Source organism: Deltaproteobacteria bacterium (assembly GCA_016874775.1).
GTDB lineage: Bacteria > Desulfobacterota > Binatia > Bin18 > Bin18 > VGTJ01.
Map to the genome: position 1 here is coordinate 1 of VGTJ01000052.1, position 24164 is coordinate 24164.

The window sequence follows — 24164 nt, forward strand, 5'->3', positions numbered from 1 at the left end:
GTGTCGGGACTTCGAACATACCACCGTTTCCAGTGACGCTATGGTGTACTTGGCCAGTATCCGGCGCACGCTGCGGATGGTGACGACGGAAAATACGAATTAAAAAACACTTTCTAAGGAGACCCGCATGGCGGAACTGGGAAAGTTCTTGATTATTGCTGGTGGGCTGCTGGTGTGTGTTGGGGCATTGTTGGTGCTCGGCGGGAAAATCCCGTGGCTTGGGCGGTTGCCAGGAGACATTGTTGTTCAACGCGATAACTTTTCTTTTTACTTTCCTATTGCCACAAGCATTCTTGTGAGCGTGGTGTTGTCGCTGTTGTTTGCCTTCCTGCGTCGTTAGGAGAAGAGTCCGCGTGGAGAACCGCCACCACTATCACGACACGCCGGACGATCACGGACGGCGACTCTATTGGGAAGCGGCGATTATTCTCGCCACGGCTCTCGCTGTTGTGCTGCTAGCCTTCTCCTTGACGCGATTGCCGCAATTGAGTGATACGCAGAATCTTGCCGGCAACGCCGTTTTCGTTCTCCTCATCAACCTGAATATCGTTCTGCTTATTCTTCTCGTTTTTCTGGTTGCTCGTAATCTCATTAAATTGTTTTACGATCGGCGACGAAAGCTGTTGGGCGCATACCTTCGCTTTCGCCTCGTTTCCGCCTTTGTTGCGATTGCCCTCTTTCCGGCGATCTTGTTGTTCCTCGTGGGGACTGCGGTGATGACGCGTTCGCTCGAAAGCATGTTTACCAACCAAGTCGAGCGAGCGTTAGAGGGATCACTCGCCGTTGTGAGCACCTTTTACGATTTGTTGGGTGGGGAAGCGGTATCTCAAGCGCAGACTCTAGCGACGGAGATCGCTCAGAACGAGTTGCTTGCCCTAGAGCGGCGGCAAGTCCTGCAAGAACTCATTGAAACGCGACGGGAGATGTTGCATGTAGGGCGCGTTCTGGTGTTGTCGCCGGAGCGGAGTGTATTGGCGAACACGACTATTGCAGAATTGCAAACTCGGGAGCGCAGCGGGCTCGAAACCGCATTACTTGATCGGGTGTTCCGGCGTGAAAGCTTGCGCGAAGTCCGCTCGACAGAAAATGCCCAAGCCGAAGTGGTGTTGGGCGGAGTTCCGATCGTTGTGCGCAATGAGGTCGTCGGTGCAGTCATTGTTGAATACTTTGTCCCACGCAGCATCGCCCAACAAAGTGCACAGGTCATGAATGCGTTTCGTGAGTACCTCCACTTGCGAATTCTCAAGCATCCGATGAAGACCAACTACATCGTGACGATGTCATTGGTGACACTGGTCGCCGTATTTTCTGCGGTGTGGTTGGGATTATTCCTGGCAAAAAAGATGACCGTTCCCTTACAACGCCTGGCTGCCGGGACGCGTGAGGTTGCCCAGGGACATTGGACCCATCGTATCGAGGGTGAAGCTGAAGACGAGATCGGGACTCTTGTCGCTGCTTTCAATCGCATGACCGGCGAACTGCAACGGAGTCACCAAGAACTTGAGTCGCGCCGCCGCCACATGGAGACCGTGTTAGCAAATATCACTGCCGGAGTAGTGACACTCGATCGCCACGGTGTGGTGACGACCGTGAACCCTGCGGCTGAACGCCTGCTCGGGCTGACTGCCAACGAAGCCATCGGTCAAGAGTATCTCACGGTCTTTCCAGTGCCCGATTTTGCCGAAGTCCGTCGCATGGTGAAGGAATTACTCTCGGTCTCCGCGAACGGGAGGAGTGAAAGAGGTAGTGAAACCCTCGGGCAGATGAAGCTCAGGCGAGAAGGGCAAGTGCTGTCTTTGGTGATGACTGGAACGCTCCTGACAGATGAGCAGCATGACGTTCTGGGGACCGTGTGTTTCTTTGAAGATGTCACACAAATTGTCCGTGTCGAACGTATGGAGGCCTGGCGTGAAGTTGCGCGCCGTATCGCCCATGAAATCAAGAACCCATTGACGCCAATTCAACTGGCGGCACAACGCCTGCACCGGCGCTTTGCACCGCAGATCACGAATAATGCGGATGTCTTTAATGAGTGCGTCAATAGCATCGCGCATGAAGTTGATGCGATTAAGAAACTGGTGAATGAATTTTCTACCTTTGCACGACTACCCACTGCTGAACATTTACCCGAGAATCTGAATGCCCTCATTCAGGAAGTGATCCCCGTTTTTGCTGCGGCACATAGAGATATCGCATTTGTCTTTACTCCTGATCACGGGTTGCCCACGCTTGAGCTTGACCGTGAGGGTATGAAACGCATTGTCCGTAACCTGCTTGATAATGCCGTGGCTGCGTGTCATACCGCAGCAAATGGTAGACAGCACCAGATTATAATTCACACGCGGTTACTCGGAACCTTAGGGATCGTGCAATTTGAAGTGACAGATTCGGGATGCGGGATTCCACCAGAGGTGAAAGATCGTCTATTTGAACCCTATTTTTCGACGAAGAAAGAAGGAACGGGCTTAGGACTAGCGATCGTCGCGACGATTGTCGCTGATCATCAAGGGTTTATTCGTGTTCGTGACAACTACCCAGAAGGTAGCCGATTTATTATCGAGCTACCGGTGCGTCGCACAGCCCAACGGACCCAGACCACGAATGTGTCGTCGAGGCCGGTATTGAATAGCACAAACGGAAAAGCGGAAGAAGGAGAGTGGTATGGAAGAGACCATTTTGGTGGTGGATGATGAGGAGAAGATTCGCTCGACTCTGCGTGGGGTGTTGAGTGATGAGGGGTATCGAGTACTCGACACCGATGGCACGCCGAATGTATTGGATATGGTTGCGATGCAGCGCCCACGCTTGGTGCTGCTTGATATCTGGATGCCACAGGTTGATGGCATTGAGTTGTTGGAGCGATTGAAAGCCCAAGAGCCCGAACTGCCGGTGATTGTCATGTCCGGACACGGCACGATCGAGACCGCCGTGCGGGCAACCAAACTTGGTGCGGCGGATTTCATCGAGAAACCGTTCTCCCTGGAAACACTCTTGCGCTCGGTGCACCGCGCGACCGGACGGACGACGAGTGGCAGCCTACCGGACAATGGTCCGACTGCTGGCCTTGAAGAAATGCACGCTGTCTCCTATCGACAGCGGCAACAACGGGCACGGACAATCAAGCAGAGTGTCGTCATTCACGGACATGGGTTGCACTCAGGTGTCCGCACTGGGGTTATTCTCCATCCTTTGCCGCCGGGAAGTGGTATCGCCTTTAGTGCGATCTCTGCACCAGATGTGATGATCCCTGCGACGGTAGATCACGTTGACTCGACAGGCTATGCGACGAGCTTGTGTCGCGACGGTGTTACTGCCCAGACGATTGAGCACCTCATGTCCGCCCTTCACTCGTATGGCCTCACCAACGTGTTGATCAAAATGCAGGGAGAGATCCCGATCCTTGATGGGTCAGCTCTTGAATTCTGCAAGTTGCTTGAAGGGGCTGGGATCGTTGAACAGACCGAGAAACTTGAGTCGGTGAACATTGATAAGGCCTATTGTGTCGGTGATCCACAGTCAGGGAAGTTTATCCAGATTGAGCCGGCCGATCGCTTTGAAGTGTACTATACACTGAAGTACCCTACGCCGGTTGGCTGTCAGGAGTATCAGTATATCCATCGTGACTTGCAGAGTTATCGCGAGGAAATCGCCCCAGCCCGAACGTTTGGGTTTGTCAAAGACATCCAGATGCTTGAGCAGATGGGATTGGCAAATGGTGGGCGCCTCAATAACTGTATCTTGATTGGCGAACAAGGAGTGATCAATCCGCCACTCCGATTCCCTGATGAGCTAGTCCGCCATAAGATTTTAGACTTAATGGGCGACCTCTATCTGCTTGGTCGCCCGATTCATGGAAAGATCACCGCCAGTTGCACGGGGCATACGGATAACATCGCCTTGGTGCGAGCGATTCGTGAGGGGGTGAAGCTCTGAGAGCCTCCCACATCCAATCTTCTTGTGAGGGCGGCTCTTGCTATTTCAATGCATACACGGCGTAGCCGACTGTTCCTGCACTCGTATCTGCTTTCCCAATACCAATCGCCTGCACTTTGTTGAGGCGCTCATACTTTTTCGACGAGGTCTCGAAGCGTACTGCTGTACGCAGTGTATCCATCTTGCCGCTCGGGAGTTGACCAGGTGCTGTTTTCGCAAGCACCTCGGGTGGGATCACGGCGATACCAGTGTAGTTCATATAGATATATTCACCGTCGTCCGTCTTCATGGTCAGGCGGACGTCGAGTTCACCGACACCATCTGAGCGTAGCAGATACCAATCGGCACCATTTTCTACAGTGCCCTTTAAACCGGGCCCTTCAAATGTACCCTTCACATAAGCGATCACCCGCGTCCCTTTTGGTGTAACGCCGACTGCCTCTCCTCCAGTGATACGCATATCGAGGTTGAACAGTAAATCGGCTTCTAATGTTGCCATGCCTACCTCCTTCCTGTTGTTGGGAAAATAGGGATAATGCCCAGATAAAGAACCTTACTCATCGCTTACGGCGTCACCCGCTCCAACATGCGCGGAAACGGAATTGCCTCGCGTACGTGATGCAGTCCGCACAACCATGAGACCATGCGTTCGATGCCCATCCCGAAACCGGCATGGGGGACAGACCCATATTTGCGCAGATCGAGATACCAGGAGAACGCTTCTTCGGGCAATCCATGAGCCAGAATCTTTTGTTTCAGGACGGCGAGGTCGTCTTCCCGTTGACCACCGCCAATAATTTCACCGTAGCCTTCTGGGCCGAGGACATCCATACACAGCGCAACTTTGGGATTTTCTGGGTCTGCTTTCATGTAGAAGGCTTTGTTCTCAGTCGGATAACGATGAATCATCACGGGCCGATCGAACGATTCGGAAATGATGGTCTCGTCATCACCGCCAAAATCCGCGCCCCATTGAATGTCGATGCCTTTCTTTTGCAGGAGTTCAATCGCTTCGCCATAACTGATACGGGGGAAAGGTTTCTTGACTTGCTCCAACTTGGTCACATCCCGTTCTAGGGCCGCGAGTTCCTGGCGGCGATTGGCCAACACACGTTGAACGACATATGCGATAAAGTCTTCGGCTAGGTCCATGTCGCCGTTGAGGTCACAATAGGCGACTTCCGGTTCGATCATCCAAAACTCGGTCAGGTGACGGCGCGTCTTGGATTTCTCCGCCCGAAACGTTGGACCAAAGCAGTAGACTTTGCCGAACGCCATCGCTCCAGCTTCCATATACAGTTGACCACTCTGCGTGAGGTACACGGTGTCACCAAAATAATCGACCGGGAAAAGGGTTGTTGTCCCTTCGCAGGCTGTGGGCGTAAAGATCGGCGCATCGAGGAGCGTAAACCCGTTGTTATCGAAATAATCGCGACAGGCTTTGATGATTTCGCTGCGGACGCGCAGGAGTGCATGCTGACGTGATGAGCGCAGCCATAGATGGCGATGGTCCAGTAAGAACGCAATGCCATGTTCTTTTGGCGTGATCGGATAATCATGCGCTTCTTGTAGGAGCTGCAACTCTTTGACTGATAACTCAAAACCCAGGGGAGAGCGTTTATCGGCGCGCACGGTCCCTGTTACAGTCAACGACGACTCCTGCGCGAGGTGGTCTGCCAGTTGAAAGACTTCCGGGCTGACATCTCCCTTGAAGACCACACACTGAATGGTCCCAGTACCATCGCGAAGTTGGAGAAAATGTAGCTTACCACTGGGCCGTTTGTTATAGAGCCAGCCCTTTAGCGTGACGTCTTGTCCTTCGTGTTTACCGATCTCATTCACATATACCCACTGTGGCATACGCGTCCCCTCTCTGATTGCTGTGTTCTTCTTCGTGAGGCACTATAGCATAAGGTAAAGGAGAAAATGATGACACGGTGGTTTATCAGCGTTCTCGTGTGTCTCTCATTGTTGCCGTGGTCTCCCGCATTTGCGCAGCGCAATACCAATGATGACCTTGAGGAGGCGCTACGCGATCTCCCACCAGCGCAACGGACGGAGTACCGCCGCATGCTGCTTCAACTTGATCGGGTTTCGCGACGCCTGTTACAGGTGATTCCCAATCGGCCAAAGGTGAATGTGATCTTGGCGGCAGGAGAGAAGTCGGTGAATGCTGGAGCGACGTTCGGTAAGGTGATCGTGGCCGAAGGGTTGCTGCGCTTTGTCAAATCTGATGATGAATTAGCCATGATTCTCGGTCATGAGTTTGCCCATTTGACCCAAGGACACGTGGAGCGAGGCGCCAGAAATAACGTGTTACTGAATCTCGGCAGCATCATTGCCGGGGCCTTTATTCCGGGTGCACAGATGGCGACAGGCTTGGCTGGTCGCTTGTTCCTGAATCGCTATAACCAAGATCAAGAACGAGAGTCTGATACGGTGGGACTGCGTTATGCCTACGATGCGGGATACGATCCGAGCGGCAGCCTATGTGATGCGACGGATGGCGGAAGAAATTCCTGAGACGGCGAATGCCGGGTTTTTTTCCTCGCATCCGTCATCGTACGAACGATTCGAGACTTTGCAGCGACAGGCTGAGATTTTACGGCCAAATCATGAAACCCGGCGCGCATCAGGAGATGTTGGCCCCCGACCGCGACAGATGCTCAAACGCGATGAGCAGGCGTGTCGACAAGCTCGCCCGATCTTTGTTCGGGCAAAAAATACCGATGATCCAGACCGTAAGATTGCGCTCTATCAGCGTGGATTACGTATGTGCCCACAAAGCCCACGTGCCCATGCTGAGCTGGCGGATGTTTATGCCGATTTAGGAGATACGCGCGAGGCGATTGAAGAGTATCGGGAAACGCTTCGCTACGACCCTGACTATCCTGGGGCACGGGAGCGATTGTCTGAGTTACAAGGACAACAAGCAGGGCGAGCTGATTCGTGGGAAAGGGAATAGAGAGACTGGTGGCTACAGGCCATGTAACATTCTCACCTTTACTGACCTTGCATGAAATCCTCCCTGCCCCTCCTTTGATAAAGGAGGGAACCCAAATGCCCCCTTTGTGAAAGGGAGCCGCGCGACGCGCGGGGGGATTTTACTCAGTACTTGTTCCAATCTTGTGTGCTTCGATTGAGGTTCACTTCCCTGTCTGCTGACGATTCGCCAATATCGCTTCTACCATAGACGACAGGGATTGTGCTGGTGGTCGGTCGGTTGCTTCTGTTGCTGGTTGGCGAGTCACTGCGTAGAACAGGCTAGATTCGCGCTGGAAGAATCCCTCGGTGTGATAGGACTCCCGCAGATTGAAGTAGACATAATCTAAGTGATGACACACTTCGTGCAGTAACGTGCGAAGGAAGGTGCGAAACGCAACGACCTGACCACGTTTGGCGGTGCGCATCCACACCTGGATCGAGTCGCTCTCACTGCCACCAGCGTACTGGGTATACAAGCCGTGCAGTTCACCGCGTCGATTTGATGGGCGTACGCCTTGTATGTGTACTTGGATCGTCCGTACGCTTAGTCGAGCACAGATAAGGTTGACTACGGTTTGCGCGTGGGTGTGGACGTGTTGTTCTTCTTCGGTGAGCAGTGCTGCTTCGAGTGCCCGTGTGGCCGAAAAGAGCTGGAGAGTGGGGCTGAGGGGCACGGGGGAGATGGCGACACTCCGGTCGTAGATTCTCTGTTGCGCTGGAGTCAATCGGGCACGCCAATTCCGCATAGCATCCCTTTACGTGCAGCATTGTGACGTGAAAAAACGAGTACGGCAAGTCGTTTTCCTTTTGTCCGTGGCTTTCCGCCTTGACAAGTGTATGCGATCTCCATATGAGGACAACTCGTTATTCCGGTTTGGTTCCGCCATTGGCGGATGAAAAGGGAAGGGGGTGTAATTCCCCCGCTGCCCCGCAACTGTGAAGGGGGACGAACGCCGCTCATGCCACTGGGTAGTCCGGGAAGGCGCGGCTAGTAGGATGATCCCGAAGCCAGGAGACCTGCCTGACCGGCCATAGCCAGAATACCTTCCGCGGGGAAGGTCTGAGCGCTAGTGGTCGACTTTTTCTGCGCCCTGATTTTCTCCGTGAAGATTGGGGTTTTTATGCGCCGTAGTTTTTTTGTCGCGGTTCTTGTGTTTTCGTCAGGTTTCCCAACCGTCCTTAGCGCTCAACTTTCTCAGACTGTTCAGTCACAAAGTACACAACTCCGCCCAGTCGTTGTTACTGCTACACGCACGGAAGTGCCACTGACAGAAACAGCAGCTTCGGTGACAGTCATTACTGCTGAGGAGATTCGCCAACAACAAGCCTCAACAGTCCTCGAAGCCCTGCGGCTCGTTCCTGGGCTTGATATAGCACAAAACGGGTCATTAGGAACAACCGCGAATGTTTTTATTCGTGGTGGAGAGTCTGATCATACACTTGTGCTCATCGATGGCGTAGAGGTGAATAGCGTCACATTGGGTGCGTTTGATTTCAGCAGTCTTACGACTGAGAACATCGATCGTATTGAAGTGCTCCGTGGCGGCGGTGGCACGCTCTACGGGTCACAGGCTGTTGGTGGGATCATCAATATCATCACCAAAAAAGGTGAAGGGAAACCCACCATAACGATCTCAACCGAGGGTGGAAAAGGCAATACGCACCGTGAGACACTTTCGTTCTCTGGGTCACAGGGGATCGTCAGTGTTTCTGGTGGTCTGTCTTCTGTCGACACTGACGGCTTCCGCCGTTTCAATGACGGGCATCGTAACTTTTCGACCAATCTGCGCGTTGATGTCGATCTGCTGCCACGTGGCACGTTTCGCAATTTCTTTCGCTATACGGACGCAAAGACCGGCCTCTTCAATAATAAGAACTATCTTTCGGTACCAGATCTCAACGCGCGCCAACTAACAAATACCCTGTTCTGGAAAGGTGAGTGGGCTCATCAGCCATTTGATACTTTTGACTATCGAGTCGCTGGGTCTTATGTGCACGATAATCAACGCTTCTTTGACGAGCCAGACCGATTTAATTCCAGTTTTGGCGTTTCGCGTATTCCGATAGAAACACTCACTGGCGAATTCCAAGGGAATCTCTATTGGCGACACTTGAGTGTTATCACATTCGGTTTCGAGTTTGAGGAAAGAAAAGCTGATGTGCAGTCCAACTTTGATAACTTTCGCTCAAACTACGATACGAAGAAGAGCCGCCGCAATTTCGCCTATTACGTGCAAGAACAACTGCGGTTACTCAATGAACGGTTGTTTATCACCGGTGGTTTTCGTGTCGATGATAACGAAGATTTTGGCACCCACATTACTCCAGCCGGGTCAATCGCCTATGTATTTCCACAAACGGGAACGAAACTGAAAGGTGGGTTTGCTGGCGGTTTTCGTGCCCCCAATTTCAATGAGCTGTTTTTTCCAAATTTTGGTAATCCACGTCTTGATGCTGAACGAAGCAGTGAGTGGAATGCCGGATTTGAACAGACCCTGTGGGGACAACGTTTTTCACTAGAGGCAGTGTACTTCAACCGTCGCGTCAAGGGATTAGTCGAAGGCGCTTTAGTCGATCCTGCAAATTTTATTTTCCTGGCGCAAAACAAAGGGAGGGTCGATATCCAAGGGGTAGAAGTCATTCCTGTGTTACGCGTGTTCCCTGGATTGACACTCAGTGGCAATTTCACTTTTCTCGACTTTGATACTCAGGATGGGAGGTTGCTGCGCCGACCTACGAAGCATGGCTCTGTAGGTATCAACTATGAACGACAAGGACTGTCTTGGAGTGACGACCTGCTCAACTTACATCTGAACGTGAATGTCGTGGGTGAACGGGATGATCTCGACCCAGCGCGCGGACCGCGTAAGAATCCTATGTTTGCGCGAACGAATTTTGCCGCGTCTTATTCGTTTGTACCGCGCTTCTTCGCGAACATACGGCTGAGCGTGTATACGAGAGTTGAGAATCTGTTCGATCGCAACTATCAAGAAGTGCTGGGCTTTCGCTCGCCTCCGCTCAATTATATTGCGGGCGTGCGGGTGACGTTTTGAGGAATAATGAACCAGATACGTGTTCGCAAATTATTCGTTGGAATCGCCGTTCATGCTTCGACTTCACCCTGCGGGTTACACTCCGCACGACCGGAAACTAACACCGCTCGTCCTGAGCGTAGCGTAGCGAAGTCGAAGGGCGTGCGGGGCACTGTACGGAGCGTCTCAGTTAGGTTGACTCTATGCGAATGAGCCCCTTTCTTATTCTTCTGCTTCTTGCTTCCTGCACTTCTAGTGATCAACAGAAGCAGAATGTCTCTCGCCGTATTGTGTCGCTCGCCCCGTCAGTGACAGAAACTCTCTTTGCTATTGGTGCGCAGGCAGAAGTTATTGGTATTTGCACCTTCTGTGATTTTCCACACGACGTTGCAAAGATCGATCGCGTTGGTTCGTACAGTGCACCGAACGTTGAAGCGATTGTAGCGAAAAGGCCCGATGTCGTGATTGGTGTTCCCCCGAATAACCCCGAAGCGATTGCGACACTGCGGCAGCTTGGCATTCGTGTAGAAATTGTCGAAGTCGATACCATTGAGCAAATTCGTGCCTCGATACGCACGATCGCGCAAGAAGCTGGCCGTGTTGGACGAGGAGAAGCGCTCCTCCGTGAGATGGACGAGCGTATGGAGGCAATACGGACTCGTTTGGTCGGGGTACCGCGACGGCGGGTGTTAATGGTGGTCGGCCAGGAGCCACTGATTGCGGTTGGTAGCCGAATCTTTCTCGATGAACTGATTTCGCAAGCACATGGCATCAACATCGCTGCTGAGGCAAATCAGCCCTGGACGCGCTTTAGTCTGGAAGTTGCGGTAGCGAGACAACCAGAAGTGATTATCGATGGTTCAATGGGTTCTGAAGAGCATGACAAGGCTAGGTACCTTGGTATCTGGAAGAACTTTCCCACTGTGCCTGCGGTTCGTGACGGGCGAGTCTATGGCACACGATCATCTACCGTCCTCCGCCCTGGACCACGTCTGCCTGATGGCTTCGAGGAAATTGCGCGGCTGATTCATCCAGAGCGGTTTCAGTAGAGAAAACGTGATGCGTGGTGCGTGTTGTAGGACGTAGAAAACGCACCACGTAATACGTATCACACAAGGGAGGTGGAGTGGTTATTTCCCCCATTTTCCGTTTTACTGCCCGCCCATGTCCTATCTCACCAAGCAGAAATGGCTCCTGGTCAACAGCGGGCTTGCCGTTGCTTTGCTGTTGTCGCTCGTTTTATGTGCCGCGATTGGCGCTGAGCCCATTAGTCTTGCGCAGATATGGCACGCGCCGTCACTCGATAATCCTGAAACAGTGATTCTCTTTCGTATTCGACTGCCACGCGTGTTGTTGGCGGCTGTCGTTGGTGGTGCGTTAGGGGTTGCTGGCGCAGCGTTGCAAGCGTTGCTGCATAACCCGCTTGCGTGCCCACACCTGATTGGTGTGTCTGGTGGTGCGTCGCTCTGTGGCATTCTCGCATTGGTAGGGACGAGTGCTTTGGTCACTCATGCTCCTGACTTCGTGAAGCTCTCATTTGTCTCGATTGCTGCTTTTGCTGGGGCGATGGGGACGACAGTGCTCATCTATCGGCTAGCATTGGTGCATGGACGTTTACAACCGTATGCATTGTTGCTGACTGGTGTCGTGTTTAATGCGTTCTGTAGCGCACTGATTATGCTGGTGAACTCACTGGTTGATTTTTATCAAAGCCATGCGATTCTTTTCTGGTTGATGGGTAGTCTGGCGGCACGTGATTATGTGACGGTTGGATTAACCTCACTTTATGTATCTATCGGAGTGGTATGGCTGATTGTGCAAGGACGACGGCTGAATCTTCTGACCTTGGGAGAAGAGAGTGCGTTACAACTCGGTGTGGACATCGAAGCGCTCAGGCGCGGCATTTTCCTGGCCGCATCGCTACTGGTGGGAGCGATTGTTGCCGTGAGCGGGATGATTGGATTTGTCGGTTTGATTGTCCCCCATTTGTTACGCTTGATGTTCGGGGCTGATCATCGATTATTACTTCCAGCCTCAGTGTTTGGGGGGGCTCTTTTCTTGGTGTGGGCGGATACCCTGGCGCGGACAGTTGCGAGTCCCAGTGAACTCCCTGTTGGTGTCGTGACGGCGATGTGTGGTGGTCCTTTCTTCCTTTACCTCCTGCGTAAAGAAGGACGAAAGGTGTTCGCTCAATGAGTGAAACCTTGCCGCCTGTGCTGCGTTGCGAGGCAGTCAGTTTTGCCTATGGGAAAATTGAGGCACTCTCGTCCGTCTCGTTGCGGGTCACTCCTGGTGAAATCTTTGGCTTGCTTGGCCCGAACGGCTCTGGGAAATCAACGCTGTTGCGCCTTATCAGTGGAGTGACCAAACCACGAAGTGGGCAGATCCTTTTTGCTGACCAGAGTCTGCAAACCTATGAGCGCGAAGTCTTAGCACGACAGATTGCAGTGGTGCCGCAAGAATCACGCATTGAGTTGCCGTTCTCCGTGCTTGAAGTTGTGCTGATGGGGCGTTCGCCGTACTTGAAGCGCTTTGGTTTTGAGCAGGCGCACGATCTCGCCATTGCTCAGCATGCGATGGAACAAACGGGAGTGAGCATGCTGGCGACGCGAGAGATTCACGAATTAAGTGGTGGCGAACGGCAGCGAGTTGTTCTTGCCCGTGCGTTAACCCAAGAACCACAATTACTGCTGCTTGATGAACCAACCGCGTTTCTGGATATTAAGCACCAGGTTGAAGTTTATGACTTGCTGAAGCGCTTAAGTCGCGAACAGGGGCTAACCGTCATTGCGATTATACATGACCTCAACCTTGCGGCGCTGTATTGCGACCGCCTCGCGTTGCTTAAGTCAGGAAAAATTTTTGCAGATGGAACCCCTGAGCAAGTCTTGACCTACGCGAATATCAAGGCGGTGTATGACACTGAAGTGTATATTGGCCTGAACGACATCTCCGGCAAGGTACATATTCTGCCACTTGATGAAGAGCATCGGCGACGCTTGCAACAGGGCGAAGTGCACCGTCGTTGACAAAGTAGACCTTAAGAGTCTACATTGCGACAGCACCACAACTTGAGGAGAAAATATATGGCGCAGCGGGTTATTTATATGGACAACCAGGCGACGACCCCAATGGATGAACGGGTGTTGAACGCGATGTTGCCCTATTTTCGCGAGCAGTTTGGTAACGCTGCCAGTCGCAGTCATCCGTACGGATGGGCTGCAGAAGAAGCTGTCGAACAAGCCCGTGAGCAGATTGGTAAGCTCATCGGTGCCAAAGGTAAAGAGATTATTTTCACTAGTGGCGCGACCGAGTCTGACAATTTAGCCGTAAAAGGCGTCGTTGAGTTCTATAAAGATAAAGGCAACCACGTCATCACCTGTGTGACTGAACACAAAGCGATTCTCGATACCTGCAAAGCCTTAGAGCGCGCCGGCAAAGCAACCGTGACCTACCTCCCGGTTGATAAATACGGACAAGTCGATGTTGATGCAGTGAAGGATGCGATTACCGACAAGACCGTCCTGATTTCGATCATGTATGCCAACAACGAGATTGGCACGGTCCATCCCATTCGTGAGCTCGGCAAACTCGCCAAAGAGAAGGGCGTGCTCTTCCATTGCGATGCGACCCAAGGAGTCGGGAAAGTGCCGGTCAATGTCGATCAGGATGGGATAGACCTGCTCTCCATGAGTGCGCATAAAATGTATGGGCCTAAAGGGTGCGGTGCGCTGTACGTTCGTTCAAAAGGCCCACGCGTTCGCTTGACGCCACAAATGGATGGGGGTGGTCACGAGCGTGGTATGCGTTCCGGTACACTCAACGTTTCTGGCATCGTTGGTTTTGGTAAGGCCTGTGAGCTGTGTGGACAAGAGTTGGAAGCAGAGGCGGCGAAGCTCATCGCTTTGCGCACCAAACTCTACAACGGGCTAACCAGTCAACTGGAAGACGTATTTCTCAACGGCCATCCTACCGAGCGTATTCCTGGAAACCTCAATCTCAGCTTTTCCTATGTCGAAGGTGAATCCTTCCTAATGGGAGTGAACAAAGACATTGCTTTGTCTTCTGGTTCAGCCTGTACCTCAGCAACACTCGAACCTTCGTATGTGCTTAAAGCCCTTGGAGTTGGCGACGACCTCGCTCACACTTCTATTCGGTTCGGACTCGGACGCTTCAATACTGACGAGGATGTCGATTATGTCGTGAAACGTGTGGTAGAAGTTGTGCAGCGTCTCAGAGATATGTCGCCCCTCTACGAGATGGCCAAAGACGGTATCGATCTTAAGAAGGTGCAATGGAAACACGCCTAGATTCCTGAGCACGCAATACGTAACACGCAACATGTATCCCACCTATTACGTGTTGCGTGTTACGTGATAGAGAACTCCCATATTCTTCCGACATGCTTTGACCGCGAGTTTTTCATGCCAACCGAACAAGAAGTCCGTACGCATTTACAGAAAATTGCTTATCCCGGATCGCGACACGATATCGTTACATTAGGATTGGTCAGTGAAATCGGCCTGCACGGCAGTGATGTCGTGGTTCATTTCCGTCCGTCGAGTGCCAGCGATCAAGTGTTACAACATCTGGGTGGGAAGATAACCGCCGCGCTCTCGGCTTTGCCTGGTGTAGAGCACGTGGTGGTTCATGATGGGCGTCGTCGTCTTGGTGGTGGCCAACAGAGACCCGTTGCTGCTCCGGCAAAAAGTCCGTTGCCTGGTGTTGGCAAAGTCATTGCCGTTGCCAGTGGTAAAGGAGGCGTTGGCAAATCGACTGTCTCAGTCAATCTTGCATTAGCCTTGAAAGCTTTAGGCAATAGAGTTGGTGTATTGGATGCTGATGTCTATGGTCCGAGTATTCCCTTGATGATGGGAAGTGAAGCGACGCCGCGTGCTGGGGACGACAAGAAAATTTACCCAGTTGAGAAATATGGTATCAGCTTAATCTCGATGGGATTCTTCCTTGATGATCAATCACCGGTCATTTGGCGTGGTCCGATTGTCATGGGTATTATTCGCCAGTTTCTCCGTGACGTGATCTGGGGTGACTTGGATTATTTGGTTGTCGATCTTCCTCCAGGAACTGGCGATGCGGTATTGACCCTTGCGCAAGAGATTCCGTTGAATGGGGGGGTGATTGTCAGCACTCCGCAAGATGTGGCGTTGTTGGATGTTAATCGCGGGATTGCCATGTTCAAGCAAGTGCATGTGCCGATCATTGGCATTGTCGAGAATATGAGCTACTACCTCTGCCCACACTGCGGAGAACGCGAAGAGATCTTCGGCCACGGCGGTGTGAAAAAGACCGGTCTTGAAGTTCTTGGTGAGATTCCCATTGTCGAAGAAATTCGCACCGGTGGTGATGAAGGGAAACCGATGGTTCTGCAGTCTCCTGATCATGCAGTATCGCGAGCTTTTCATACAATTGCCAATCGGGTGATGCAGGCAAGCCCGAAGACATTGCACTGAACAGCGTTAGACTTTTGCCCTATTGAATCCGAGGCCATAACGTGGAGAGCTTATGCCGCATCCGGCATTGATAATTCCAGTCATGGAAGAGAAGTCGTTACGCATCCTGTGGGATGACGACCTCCTGAGTGAATATTCGTTTACCTACCTGCGTGGGTGGTGCCCCTGTGCTGTGTGCCAGGGGCATGGGGGAACGCGAAACTTCATTCCCGTTGAGAATCCTCAGCTTGAAAGCATCAGTGCCGTCGGCAACTATGCAATTACTCCACGTTGGACAGATGGCCATGACACGGGGATCTATACCTTTGAATACTTGCGCACGCTGAGTGAGCAGCATGAGACGCTCAGCCAAGAACAGGCGAAAGGATAACGGCCGGTTATGCCAACACCGCAGGAATTGCTCGAAGTCTTGAAACGCGTCAAATACCCAGGGTTTAGCCGCGATATCGTGGATTTCGGGATTGTCAAAGATATTGAGATTGGTGGCGTGAATGTCACCGTGCATCTGGCGCCCTCGACTGATAGTCAAAGCGTCTTTGCCCAACTACGACAGGGTGTGGTCGAAGCATTATCGCCGTTTGTGAAAGTTCCGGTCGAAGTGACGTTCGAGAAACCGGCTCCCGTACAAATGCCCGCGGCACCGAAGCCAGAGATCCCCGGTATTCGCCACATTGTCGCGGTTGCGAGTGGGAAGGGGGGCGTCGGCAAATCCACGGTGGCTGTCAATCTTGCCTTGGCCTTGTCGGCGAATGGACAACGGGTTGGGTTGATGGATGCTGACATCTATGGGCCGAGTGTGCCGCTCATGTTGGGTATTACTGAGAAACCCACAACAACTGAAGAGAAGCGCATGGTCCCAGTGACGAAGCACAATCTCAAAGTGATGTCGGTCGGGATGTTAGTTCCTGACGGACAAGCGATCATTTGGCGCGGCCCGATGATCGATAAATTGCTCACCGAGTTCGTGCGTAATGTTGATTGGGGAGACCTTGACGTACTGGTGATTGACCTTCCGCCTGGTACTGGTGATGCGCAACTGACTCTCACGCAGAAGGCTGCCCTTTCTGGCGGAGTGATCGTGACAACCCCGCAAGATGTGGCGTTACTCGATGTGCGGCGTGGCGTGAAGATGTTTGAAGATGTTCATGTTCCGGTGATCGGTGTGATCGAGAACATGAGCTATCACGTCTGTAGTCATTGTGGCCATCGCGCTGAGATTTTCAGTCACGGTGGTGGAGCGAAGATGGCCCAGCAATTCAAGGTGCCGTTTCTGGGGGAAATTCCCCTGGTGCGTGAAATTCGTGTCGATGGTGACCAAGGGGCCCCGATCGTCGTTGCCAATCCTCAGCACCCGCAAAGCAAAGCCTTCCGTGAGATCGCGAAGCACGTGACGCAACGCCTGGAAGAACGTGCGCGACGGCAGCTTGTGGTGCACTAGTGAAAAAATGGTGAACCCTGGACAAAAGTAATTAAGAGAGTGAAGAGTGAAGCATTATAGAGGACAGTCAAAATCATCTTATTTCTTTCACACTCTGAACTCTTCATTCTTAACTCTTCACTATTTGCCTTTCCTGACTACTTTTTTAGTCATGGCTAAACTACGAGTGACATACGAAACCGGTGACCCGGAGAAAGTGATCGAGTTCGACCTGGACAAGGCGCCGTTTCAACATGACGGACAGCCAGGGTCGATCCTTGATATCATGCTTGGACATGAGATCTCCCTTGAGCATGCGTGTGGTGGGAATTGCGCTTGCACAACGTGCCACGTGATTGTGAAAAGTGGCATGACGAATCTCTCTGAGAATGAGGAAGCTGAGGATGATCTTTTAGATCGTGCTCCAGGATTGACTCCCACCTCACGGCTTGGTTGCCAAGCGGTATTTGAGAAGGACGGCGAAGTCACTATCCTGGTGCCGCGTTACACGATTAATCAGCAGGTAGGGTAAGGTGGACTCACGTCAGGTGTCCGAAGCGATCATTGATCGTATTGTTGAGCATAACTCTGACACTCGCTCACTTTTCCTTCGTTTCCCCAATGATCAGCGACTCAACTTTATCCCTGGACAATTCCTCTCGTTGCAGTTGCCTGTTGCTGGCAAGATTCTTACGAGACCGTACTCTATCGCTTCGAATCCAGAAGATCGTGGCCCGCTAGAAATTTGCTTCAACCTCGTTCCCGAGGGGCAGGGGTCTCACTATCTGTTTTCTCTTGGCGCCGGTGACTCTGTGACCTTTACGGGGCCGTGGGGCACGTTTGTTCTTGGCCAGGCTCCATCGGCGGAATGTATTTTTCTTGCTGATGGGATTGGGATTGTGCCGATTCGCCCCATGATTCACCGCGCATTAAAGTCTCACTCGCAGTTTGCGGTGCGATTGCTGTACCACGTTGCCCGTGAATACGAGCTGTTATATCGAACTGAACTTGAGGCCTGGACGCAGCAACATGTGCAGTTTTCACTCGAATTGCTTGGGGGATATACATCCGACAGATTATCTACGGTGCAAGGATCGTTACTGGAGTACGTTGAGGACCAATACGTAAAACGAGACGAGGATCGCAGTCGACACTTTTACATTTGTGGGGTTGGTTCACAGGTTACACAACTGCGTGACTTGCTTCGTGGCGCTGGCTATCAACGACGAGCGGTTGTGTATGAGAAGTGGTGAGTCCCTGTAATTGACAAAGTGGACTTTATAAGTCTATTTTAGGACCGATAAACAAACTCGATATTGCGTTGTTCTGGGTGTTGGCGTAATTGCTGAAAGGAGTAGCGTATGGCTTATACCGACAAAGTGCTTGAGCACTATGAGCGCCCGAAGAATGTAGGCAGCTTCAAAAAAGAGGAAGAGAACGTCGGTACTGGTGTTGTTGGTGCCCCCGAGTGTGGGGACGTCATGAAGTTACAACTGAAGATTAATCCAGAGACTGAGGTCATCGAAGACGCGCGCTTCAAGACTTTTGGTTGCGGATCGGCGATTGCTTCTTCGAGTTACGTGACTGAACTCGTGAAAGGGAAGACCGTTGCTGAAGCATACTCGATTAAAAATGCCGAGATTGCGAAAGAATTGTCGCTTCCACCAGTGAAGATCCACTGCTCAGTGCTGGCAGAAGATGCGATTAAAGCAGCGGTAGAAGATTGGCGAGACCGCACCAAGAAAGATGAAAAAGCTGCATAAGGAATTGCCCTGCAGTCGACGAAAGAAAGGACAGCTCGATGGCGAGCCTGAAAACAGTTACCCCTACTCCAGTGACCCGAACTCAAGGTGGCGAAGAGGCATTGATTGCGGATACTGTCGTTGTGACCCAGCTCGATAAAGTGATTGGGTGGGCGCGAAAGTATTCGTTGTTTCCTTATCCATTTGCTACCGCGTGCTGTGCGATGGAATTCATGGCATTGTCCCTGACGCCCTACGACATCGATCGCTTTGGCGCACTACTCCCACGCTTCAGTCCTCGCCAAGCAGATCTTCTGATGGTGATTGGGACAGTGACTTGTCGTCAGGCGCCCATTTTGAAACGTGTGTATGAGCAAATGAGCGAGCCAAAGTGGGTCATGGCTTTTGGGGCATGTGCATCGACAGGTGGCTTCTACGACAACTACACCACCGTAGCTGGTATCGACCGTATCATTCCGGTTGACGTGTACGTTCCTGGTTGTCCACCGCGCCCAGAGAACGTCCTTGATGCCTTGATGGCATTACAACGTAAGATTCAGACTCAGAAACAAATTGTTCGTGGAGCACAGCTCTAGCTCCGGAAGAAAAGAGAGATCGCATGCCAACGCAAGAAGAAGTCTACGAAGTGTTGCGCACCTGCTACGACCCGGAGATTCCGGTGAACATTGTCGATCTTGGGCTTGTGTACGATGTTCAAGTGATCGACGAAAAAAAGATCGATATTAAAATGACCCTCACTGCACGTGGTTGCGGCATGGGGCAGTACATGACTGCCGAGGCCGAGCAAAAGTTGATGGAAATGGATAACGTCGAAGAGGCCAAGATTGAGCTTGTGTGGGAACCACCGTGGGAACCGAGTATGATGAGTATCGAGGCCAAGAAGATGCTCGGGATGCCAGAGGACGAATAGTTTAGCAATGAAGGCACCAAAAGAAATGACTCAGAGTTCTCACGAGCCAGTGGTGCACGTGAGAACACGCGTCAAAAACAGCCAGGACCGTCCGATTGAACGTAGCTCGCTGATGAATATCGGCAAGCGCGTTGATTATGCGTTACGGGCGTTGTCGTATCTTGCGGCACAGGCACCAGGGGCTACGGTGTCACGCCGTGAGATTCAGACCAAACAAGATATCCCGGCTCATTTTCTTTCCAAAATCATGAAGCGTTTGGAGAGTGGAGGCTTTGTCCAGTCCTATATGGGTGCGCGTGGAGGCTTCACGCTGAAACGTTCGGCAGGAGAGATTAACCTGAAAGAAGTATATGAGTGCCTTGAAGGCCCCTTAACGCTCATGGGTTGTCTCGAAGAGAAAGAGCGCGCTTGCCGTTATTGTTCCGTGTGTAGTCAGATTTCAATTTGGTACGAAGCTCAACGGATTCTGGGAAATTATTTAGCCGGGATTTCGCTGCAGCAAATTGCCCATCGATCTGGGCTGCGTGAAGAGCTAGCGTTGTGGGAACGGCGGCGCCCTTGGAACACTGCGACAACGATGCATCCCCAGGTCGCTTCCGCAGTAAATTCACATTAACCCTCATCAAGCGATCATTATTCATTGTATTGTCAACGGCACTGGTTCATGTTCGTTGACCGCATCCTCCTTGCGCTCTCTAGTTGGGTTTGTTAATCGAGTTTCGCAAGCAACAGATCGGGGCGTAGCGCAGCCTGGTAGCGCACCTGCCTTGGGCGCAGGGGGTCGCTGGTTCAAATCCAGTCGCCCCGATTGCACAGCGAGACCGGGAGGCAAACGGCTTCTTCTGCTGCGTTGTTCCTGACTCTCTGCTGGCTAGGCGCCAGTAGCTCAGGTGGATAGAGCAACGGCCTTCTAAGCCGTGGGTCAGGGGTTCGAATCCCTTCTGGCGCGTGTAGGAAATTATGGTGGGTGTAGCTCAGTTGGTAGAGCACCAGGTTGTGGCCCTGGGGGTCGAGGGTTCGAGGCCCTTCACTCACCCTTTTAGCTCTCAGCTATTAGCTGTCAGCTATCAGCTGTGGAAGATCAAGATTGAGGCCAAGGAAATTATCAGGCCTATGTTCTTTACTGTCCTTTCCAAAGCTGACTGCTGAAAACTGATCGCTGAGGATTTGTGTATGGGCCGCTAGCTCAGTTGGTAGAGCAGCTGACTCTTAATCAGCGGGTCCGGAGTTCGAATCTCCGGCGGCCCATTAGCAACGCGAGAGTGGCGGAATTGGCAGACGCACTAGACTTAGGATCTAGCCCGCTTAATCGCGGATGGGGGTTCAAGTCCCCCCTCTCGCACTGGTTATGGAAGCAACGCCTGGGCAGCGCGGACACTCACGCTGGCTCCTATCGTTAGCAATTCGTTATTTGCCTGCCTGTGTTTATTATGAAAGCACTCATCGAATCTCTCAGCCCCGTACAGAAAAAAATCAACATCGAAGTCCCTTCTGAGCGTGTCCAGGAGGAACTGGAAAAAACTTACCGCACTTTCCAGCGCAGCGCGCAAGTGAAGGGGTTTCGCGCTGGAAAAGTACCTCGCTCAGTACTCGAACGTCAGTATGGAGAGCAGGTCGCCGCTGAAGTGAGTTCCTATCTGGTAGAGGAAACTTACTGGCAAGCATTGCAGGAACATTCTTTACAGGTTGTGACGGACCCGCAATTAGTGACGGAAAAGCTCACTCCTGGCCAGCCCTTTCGCTATTCAGCGACGGTTGAGGTTCGCCCGGAAGTTACGGTGGCAAACTACGAAGGACTAGATGTCGAGAAACACACCAGCAAAGTTGCCGAAGAAGAAGTGAACAATACTCTTACTCGCTTGACCGAGAACTTTGCGCAACTCCACCCTCTTACAGATCGTGATCGAGTCGAGAATGGAGACGTGGTCACAATTGATTACTCGGCATCCTTGGGCGGGCGTCCACTGGCTGGGTTACAAGGGAATGGCCGATTAGTTGAGACTGGCAAAGATGCCATCTTTCCCGGATTTCAAGAACGTCTGATCGGTGCACAAAAAGGAGAGACGTTGCAATTTTCCCTACCGATGCCACAGCGAGGGGATGAACCAGCCGCAGAATCTCCCACGACGGAGCGGATTGTTGCGTTTCGTGTAACAATTAACGACTTGGCGCGGAAAGAAGTTCCTGCACTCGACGACGAATTTGCCAAGGACCATGGTGAGTGTGATACGCTGGACGAATTGCGCGAGAAAGTTCGTCAGAACCTCCAGAAGGCGGCAGATCAACGGTCTGAGAATCAAATGCAAGATGCTCTCATCACTCGACTCTTAGAAACGAATACCTTCGAAGTCCCGCCAAGTTTGGTACGAGAGCAGATGCGGCGTATGTTAGTGGAAACTCGAGTTGTGCGACCAAATGCCGATGGCTCTATCAATGAGGCAGGGATACCAGATAATATACGAGAAGAATTCTTCAAGCAGGCGCGAAAACAAGTGCAGTCGATTTTTTTACTTGATGCGCTCGCGAAGCAAGTAAATTTGGCAGTCTCTGACGAAGAAATCCAGCAGCAAATTGCTGAAGTGACTGCCTCCGTTGGTGTCGAGCGGCAAGGGCAAGTCGATGCCTATTACGCAAAAGAGGAAAATAAACGGCTCTTGCGTAACCGCTTATTGCATGACAAAGCATTACGATTCGTCGTCGAGAAAGCCGCGGTAAAGATTGTTGAAGGAGACGTTGCTGCTATAGAGGAAAAAGATTAAGATCGGACAAGATATTGTTTATGAACCTCGTGCCCATCGTTGTTGAACAGACAGGAAGAGGAGAGCGTGCTTACGACATCTTCTCTCGCTTACTCAAAGACCGCATCCTCTTTTTGGGATCAGCGGTGACTGACGATGTGGCCAACCTCATTACTGCACAACTACTCTTTCTTGAGGCTGAAGATCCTGAGAAGGACGTGCACTTCTACATCAATTCTCCCGGAGGTTCAGTCACAGCGGGGCTCGCGATCTATGACACGATGCAGTACATCAGACCCGATGTCTCTACATTGTGTCTTGGACAAGCAGCAAGTATGGCGGCTTGGCTTCTTGCCGCGGGAGCGAAAGGGAAACGGTATGCATTACCTCATGCGCGCATCATGGTGCATCAGCCATTAGGTGGAGCGCAAGGGCAAGCAACCGATATTGATATTCAAGCAAAAGAGATCCTACGACTGCGCGAACAAATGAATCAGATCCTGACGAAGCATACTGGGCAGAATAGTAAGCGAATCGAACGAGATACCGATAGGGATTCGTTTTTTACCAGTCAACAAGCGCAGGAATACGGCATCATTGACGAAGTGGTGGCAAGTCGGTTAGTGAAAAAATGACGAGGAGCCGATATGGCGAGACATGGTGATGATCGTCCGGGCAACTTAGTCTGCTCATTCTGTGGCAAGAGCCAAGACGAAGTCCGCAAACTCATTGCAGGCCCGACGGTGTACATCTGTGATGAATGTATTGATCTCTGTAATGACATCATTGCTGAAGAAGGCGATCAAGAAGATTCTTTTTCTTCAGTATCAGCTGTGCCGAAACCGGCAGAAATTAAACGTGTCCTTGACCAATATGTCATTGGCCAAGAGCGCGCCAAGAAGATTCTCGCCGTTGCTGTCCACAACCATTACAAGCGGGTCGACTCGCAGATGGTTACGAGCGATGTCGATTTGCAAAAGTCCAACATCCTTCTCATTGGTCCGACCGGATCAGGGAAAACCCTTCTCGCCCAAACGCTCGCCAGATTTCTACAAGTGCCTTTTACTATTGGTGATGCTACCAGTTTGACGGAAGCTGGGTATGTTGGTGAAGATGTTGAAAACATCATTCTCAGCCTATTGCAGAACGCTGATTACGATGTCGAGAAGTGCCAAAAAGGCATCGTCTACATCGACGAAATCGACAAGGTTGCCCGTAAGGGAGACAATCCGTCTATCACGCGTGATGTCTCTGGCGAAGGGGTGCAGCAGGCGCTATTAAAGATTATTGAAGGAACGGTTGCGAGTGTCCCTCCGAAAGGAGGACGTAAGCATCCGCAACAAGAATTCGTTCAAGTCGATACGACGAATATCTTATTTATTTGTGGTGGAGCATTTGTAGGGCTCGATGACATCATTCGTCGCAGGATTGGTGGAAAGAGCCTTGGATTTGGGGCAGACGTGAAGGGGGCAGCCGACAAAAGTTCAAGCGCACTGCTGGCAGAAGTCCAACCCGAAGATCTTCTCAAGTTTGGGATGATCCCGGAATTCGTTGGCCGCCTTCCAGTGCTAGCAACCCTCGAAGAACTTGATGAACAAGCGCTCGTCCGCATCTTGCGCGAACCGAAGAATGCTCTCGTTCGTCAATACCAAAAGCTTTTTGACATGGAGAACGTGCACTTACGTTTCACCGAAGGGGCGTTAGCGGCCATCGCGCGAGAAGCCCTCAAGCGGAAATCCGGAGCACGCGGACTCCGAGCGATCATGGAAAACATAATGCTTGATGTGATGTACGATATTCCTTCTCAGCCGAACATTAAGGAAGTCCTCATTTCGGAAGAGGTGGTTTCGCGCAACGCGCAACCGATCGTACTCTATCAGAAAGCTGCCGCTGAAAGCGCGTAGGGAAAGCACAT

At 51.8% G+C, this 24164-nt stretch carries 25 protein-coding genes, 5 tRNA genes and 1 riboswitch; of the genes, 27 read left to right on the forward strand and 3 right to left on the reverse strand.

All coding sequences use genetic code 11. The features are described from left to right. Positions 1 to 127 precede the first annotated feature (127 nt). From FJ147_10895 to lpxC, 3 genes are read left to right on the forward strand one after another with little or no spacing between them, the layout of a single operon-like run. Positions 128 to 340, forward strand: a complete 213-nt coding sequence (locus tag FJ147_10895; protein MBM4256395.1) for a DUF2905 domain-containing protein — start codon at positions 128 to 130, stop codon at positions 338 to 340. Between the two features lie 13 nt (positions 341 to 353). After that, positions 354 to 2690, forward strand: coding sequence for a PAS domain-containing protein (locus FJ147_10900; GenBank protein ID MBM4256396.1), 2337 nt, complete (start codon positions 354 to 356; stop codon positions 2688 to 2690). Beyond that, on the forward strand, positions 2662 to 3933 hold the full coding sequence (gene lpxC, locus FJ147_10905; protein ID MBM4256397.1) for a UDP-3-O-[3-hydroxymyristoyl] N-acetylglucosamine deacetylase: 1272 nt from the start codon (positions 2662 to 2664) through the stop codon (positions 3931 to 3933). The genes FJ147_10900 and lpxC overlap by 29 nt, the downstream gene beginning before the upstream one ends. A gap of 40 nt (positions 3934 to 3973) precedes the next feature. On the opposite strand, the gene FJ147_10910 is transcribed toward lpxC, so the two are convergent. Both FJ147_10910 and asnS read right to left on the reverse strand, forming a co-directional pair. Further along, positions 3974 to 4432: a DUF3237 domain-containing protein gene (locus tag FJ147_10910; protein ID MBM4256398.1), complete on the reverse strand. Its 459-nt coding sequence runs from the start codon at positions 4430 to 4432 to the stop codon at positions 3974 to 3976. Between the two features lie 65 nt (positions 4433 to 4497). Further along, positions 4498 to 5793: an asparagine--tRNA ligase gene (gene asnS / locus FJ147_10915; protein ID MBM4256399.1), complete on the reverse strand. Its 1296-nt coding sequence runs from the start codon at positions 5791 to 5793 to the stop codon at positions 4498 to 4500. Between the two features lie 66 nt (positions 5794 to 5859). Here asnS and FJ147_10920 point away from each other — a divergent pair, with 66 nt between their 5' ends. Together FJ147_10920 and FJ147_10925 are read left to right on the forward strand one after the other, a co-directional pair. Continuing rightward, on the forward strand, positions 5860 to 6456 hold the full coding sequence (locus FJ147_10920; GenBank protein MBM4256400.1) for a hypothetical protein: 597 nt from the start codon (positions 5860 to 5862) through the stop codon (positions 6454 to 6456). Continuing rightward, positions 6386 to 6898, forward strand: a complete 513-nt coding sequence (locus tag FJ147_10925) for a tetratricopeptide repeat protein (protein MBM4256401.1) — start codon at positions 6386 to 6388, stop codon at positions 6896 to 6898. The genes FJ147_10920 and FJ147_10925 overlap by 71 nt, the downstream gene beginning before the upstream one ends. A gap of 181 nt (positions 6899 to 7079) precedes the next feature. On the opposite strand, the gene FJ147_10930 is transcribed toward FJ147_10925, so the two are convergent. Continuing rightward, positions 7080 to 7664 (reverse strand): hypothetical protein, encoded by a 585-nt coding sequence (locus tag FJ147_10930; protein MBM4256402.1) that lies wholly within the window; start codon positions 7662 to 7664, stop codon positions 7080 to 7082. 112 nt (positions 7665 to 7776) lie between these two features. Next, a riboswitch (cobalamin riboswitch) is annotated at positions 7777 to 7958 on the forward strand. A gap of 81 nt (positions 7959 to 8039) precedes the next feature. Here FJ147_10930 and FJ147_10935 point away from each other — a divergent pair. The 22 genes from FJ147_10935 to clpX all read left to right on the forward strand — a co-directional run bounded on the left by FJ147_10935 (position 8040) and on the right by clpX (position 24153). Then, positions 8040 to 9971 (forward strand): TonB-dependent receptor, encoded by a 1932-nt coding sequence (locus FJ147_10935; GenBank protein MBM4256403.1) that lies wholly within the window; start codon positions 8040 to 8042, stop codon positions 9969 to 9971. 182 nt (positions 9972 to 10153) lie between these two features. Beyond that, entirely contained in the window at positions 10154 to 10999 is an 846-nt protein-coding gene (locus FJ147_10940) for a hypothetical protein (protein MBM4256404.1), read from the forward strand. Positions 11000 to 11114: 115 nt separating this feature from the next. Next, a complete protein-coding gene (locus tag FJ147_10945) occupies positions 11115 to 12146 on the forward strand; it encodes an iron ABC transporter permease (protein MBM4256405.1) in 1032 nt (343 codons plus the stop codon). Beyond that, positions 12143 to 12979, forward strand: coding sequence for a heme ABC transporter ATP-binding protein (locus FJ147_10950; GenBank protein MBM4256406.1), 837 nt, complete (start codon positions 12143 to 12145; stop codon positions 12977 to 12979). The genes FJ147_10945 and FJ147_10950 overlap by 4 nt, the downstream gene beginning before the upstream one ends. Positions 12980 to 13036: 57 nt before the next feature. Further along, positions 13037 to 14260, forward strand: a complete 1224-nt coding sequence (locus FJ147_10955; GenBank protein MBM4256407.1) for an IscS subfamily cysteine desulfurase — start codon at positions 13037 to 13039, stop codon at positions 14258 to 14260. Positions 14261 to 14374: 114 nt separating this feature from the next. Further along, complete coding sequence (locus FJ147_10960) at positions 14375 to 15421, forward strand: Mrp/NBP35 family ATP-binding protein (GenBank protein MBM4256408.1); 1047 nt, start codon at positions 14375 to 14377, stop codon at positions 15419 to 15421. A 52-nt stretch (positions 15422 to 15473) separates the two neighbouring features. Further along, positions 15474 to 15791, forward strand: coding sequence for a DUF971 domain-containing protein (locus FJ147_10965; GenBank protein MBM4256409.1), 318 nt, complete (start codon positions 15474 to 15476; stop codon positions 15789 to 15791). A 9-nt stretch (positions 15792 to 15800) separates the two neighbouring features. Further along, positions 15801 to 16859: an iron-sulfur cluster carrier protein ApbC gene (apbC, locus tag FJ147_10970; protein MBM4256410.1), complete on the forward strand. Its 1059-nt coding sequence runs from the start codon at positions 15801 to 15803 to the stop codon at positions 16857 to 16859. A gap of 151 nt (positions 16860 to 17010) precedes the next feature. Next, positions 17011 to 17370 (forward strand): 2Fe-2S iron-sulfur cluster binding domain-containing protein, encoded by a 360-nt coding sequence (locus tag FJ147_10975; GenBank protein MBM4256411.1) that lies wholly within the window; start codon positions 17011 to 17013, stop codon positions 17368 to 17370. A gap of 1 nt (position 17371) precedes the next feature. Next, positions 17372 to 18091 (forward strand): FAD-dependent oxidoreductase, encoded by a 720-nt coding sequence (locus FJ147_10980; GenBank protein MBM4256412.1) that lies wholly within the window; start codon positions 17372 to 17374, stop codon positions 18089 to 18091. A gap of 108 nt (positions 18092 to 18199) precedes the next feature. Beyond that, positions 18200 to 18601, forward strand: a complete 402-nt coding sequence (iscU, locus tag FJ147_10985) for a Fe-S cluster assembly scaffold IscU (protein MBM4256413.1) — start codon at positions 18200 to 18202, stop codon at positions 18599 to 18601. Between the two features lie 38 nt (positions 18602 to 18639). Beyond that, positions 18640 to 19176, forward strand: a complete 537-nt coding sequence (locus FJ147_10990) for an NADH-quinone oxidoreductase subunit B (GenBank protein ID MBM4256414.1) — start codon at positions 18640 to 18642, stop codon at positions 19174 to 19176. A 23-nt stretch (positions 19177 to 19199) separates the two neighbouring features. Then, a complete protein-coding gene (locus FJ147_10995) occupies positions 19200 to 19511 on the forward strand; it encodes a DUF59 domain-containing protein (GenBank protein MBM4256415.1) in 312 nt (103 codons plus the stop codon). A gap of 7 nt (positions 19512 to 19518) precedes the next feature. Beyond that, positions 19519 to 20127 carry an Rrf2 family transcriptional regulator gene (locus FJ147_11000; GenBank protein ID MBM4256416.1) on the forward strand — a complete coding sequence of 203 codons (609 nt, stop codon included), beginning with the start codon at positions 19519 to 19521 and terminating at the stop codon, positions 20125 to 20127. A gap of 118 nt (positions 20128 to 20245) precedes the next feature. Further along, positions 20246 to 20319 (forward strand) — tRNA-Pro (locus FJ147_11005). A gap of 67 nt (positions 20320 to 20386) precedes the next feature. Further along, positions 20387 to 20460: transfer RNA gene (locus tag FJ147_11010), tRNA-Arg, on the forward strand. A 14-nt stretch (positions 20461 to 20474) separates the two neighbouring features. After that, positions 20475 to 20547 (forward strand) — tRNA-His (locus tag FJ147_11015). A 139-nt stretch (positions 20548 to 20686) separates the two neighbouring features. Further along, positions 20687 to 20759: transfer RNA gene (locus FJ147_11020), tRNA-Lys, on the forward strand. 8 nt (positions 20760 to 20767) lie between these two features. After that, positions 20768 to 20853 (forward strand) — tRNA-Leu (locus FJ147_11025). Between the two features lie 88 nt (positions 20854 to 20941). Continuing rightward, on the forward strand, positions 20942 to 22270 hold the full coding sequence (tig, locus tag FJ147_11030) for a trigger factor (GenBank protein ID MBM4256417.1): 1329 nt from the start codon (positions 20942 to 20944) through the stop codon (positions 22268 to 22270). Between the two features lie 20 nt (positions 22271 to 22290). After that, positions 22291 to 22884: an ATP-dependent Clp endopeptidase proteolytic subunit ClpP gene (gene clpP, locus FJ147_11035; protein MBM4256418.1), complete on the forward strand. Its 594-nt coding sequence runs from the start codon at positions 22291 to 22293 to the stop codon at positions 22882 to 22884. Between the two features lie 12 nt (positions 22885 to 22896). After that, positions 22897 to 24153 (forward strand): ATP-dependent Clp protease ATP-binding subunit ClpX, encoded by a 1257-nt coding sequence (gene clpX / locus FJ147_11040; GenBank protein MBM4256419.1) that lies wholly within the window; start codon positions 22897 to 22899, stop codon positions 24151 to 24153. Positions 24154 to 24164: the final 11 nt, after the last annotated feature.